This window comes from Endozoicomonas sp. YOMI1 (assembly GCF_024606345.1).
Taxonomy (GTDB): domain Bacteria; phylum Pseudomonadota; class Gammaproteobacteria; order Pseudomonadales; family Endozoicomonadaceae; genus Endozoicomonas.
In genome coordinates, this window is record NZ_JAHHPM010000031.1 from 1 (window position 1) to 1,938 (window position 1,938).

The 1,938-nt window shown below is 40.7% G+C and carries 1 protein-coding gene; it reads right to left on the reverse strand.

Features of this window, described 5'->3' with window-relative positions; genetic code table 11:
* A partial coding sequence (locus tag KDK15_RS01105; protein WP_257293521.1) for a hypothetical protein occupies nucleotides 1–1,216 on the reverse strand: 1,216 nt, incomplete at its 3' end.
* Between the last annotated feature and the right edge of the window lie 722 nt (nucleotides 1,217–1,938).

A 1,938-nucleotide genomic window follows, 5' to 3' on the forward strand; every position in this document is an offset into this window, starting at 1 on the left:
GCAACAGGGTTGTCTGGTGTCTGGTTTTGTAAAGTAGCAGTTTAATTTGTAATTCCGGATCAGCAATCTGCTCCCAGAGAACGTTAGCCAAGCGCATTTCTTTCCTGTTCATGACATTTACAATGGGAGTTTGCTCTTGCTGCCTGAGTGTATGATTGGTACTGGTGTTTATCTGATCCCAAATACTTCGATCACCGGCAATTAATAGATCCCGATGGCTATCGTCCATATCCTGCAACAGGTATTCTGTGTATTTAATGGGGTTGTTAAAAGGCTTAAGAAGCCACTGTTGGAAAAAGGAATGGCCTTCCGATGTGCAAATCGACAGTACCTTTAATCTCAATAATGGATCACGGATTGACATGCAGAGTTTGGCAACTTTATTAGTTCGATCAAGTTCAAGGCACTTTTGCACCAGTGAATTGCCCGTTTCCGCTTCTGCTGTACAAAGCTCAGCTATCTGAGGATCATCAAGTGATTCAGTCAATATTGTTGCCAAATCATCAAAATCATCAAAGCTTTTTGTGCAGGCCCACAGCAGAGCAGACTCATTGGATTTTCCGGTAAAACGGACGGCTTCAAAGCGATCTTGCTTACTCAGGGCATTCAGCAGATATTTAATACGGTGATGGTATTCATCATCGCTTAACAGACGACAGCGCATTGCAGCATCATTGCACATGAACTGTAATAAGCTTTGATCAATGTCAGGACTCCCCTTCAGGAGTTTTTCTATCAATTCCCGGTCTTGATGAATGACGGTATCAAATAGATAGGTACTTTTGTTATAAAGACAGGCAAATGCAAGGGGAGAATCAAGATCATTTACGGGGCGGGTGATCATCTCCAAAAGGGTTTGCATACCTAATTTCTGTTCCAGTTGCTTGAATAATGGCTCATCCATAACACAGCAAGCATGTTGTAATAACGTCTGATTGCTATCGCCAGATTCTAAAAGTGCAACCCGGAGTTCCTCCGAGGATAGTCGGTCAAATGAAATTCGGAAAAAAATATTGCCAGCCTCCCTGGAAGTGCTGGCCAATTCCAAAAGTGGAATTGGTTTTTGAAATTCTGCAAAAGGTCCGGGGGTTCTATCAATGAGCAGGCTTTTAATCTGAACATCGCTAAGAGCATTTAACTGGGCCTTGATCTCCAGATGTTTGTTTTCCTCCAGGGATTGATAGATGCACTTGAAATAAGTACACCATGGATTCATTTTATTGAGATTGTTGGTTTTTGAATATAAAAAGGTTTCAAGTCTGATGACTGACCTGGCATGAATGTTCTCTTCAGGGTGGCATGTTTCAGCAGGGTTTAATGCTAGCCGCTTAGCCCGCTTGGGTGATATCGGAGAATCTAAGGTTACTTCCTTCAGTTCCCTTGTTGAGGGTCCTACACTAATTGTCAAAGGCCTTGATGAATTAGTATGTTTTTTCGGTTCAGTATTTGATGCTACTGGAAGGTTGCTTGCATTTAAGCGAATATCCATACAACAAATTCTCCGTTGACTATCAAACGAAATGCTTAATAAAACACGAACTGTGAACTTGTAGTTCACGACTGGAATATCGTATCGTTGTGGTTGTATAGGTTAACATTATGGTTTTTCAACTGATTTTATAATTTCCAGTGATCGTTATTTTTGTCTAGGTATATGTCAGACTCTTTTAATTGAGAATGGTTCAATGGCATTTGAGCAGTGAGAACAATGCCCGCCAGATTGATCGGATAAACAGCCTTAAAATGGATAGCCACTTCTTTAAACTCTTTCGGATGCTTAAGAGCCGAGCTCCTGAACTTTAACCGTATCGGGGAGTGTCTGAAACATATTGTTGTATTTCGTATACAAACAATCATGGAGTTTTAAACAATGACTCATAACTGTATTGCCTTGTTTGTCTTTGATATGCATTAGCTTAAAACATGTTTCAAGACCAA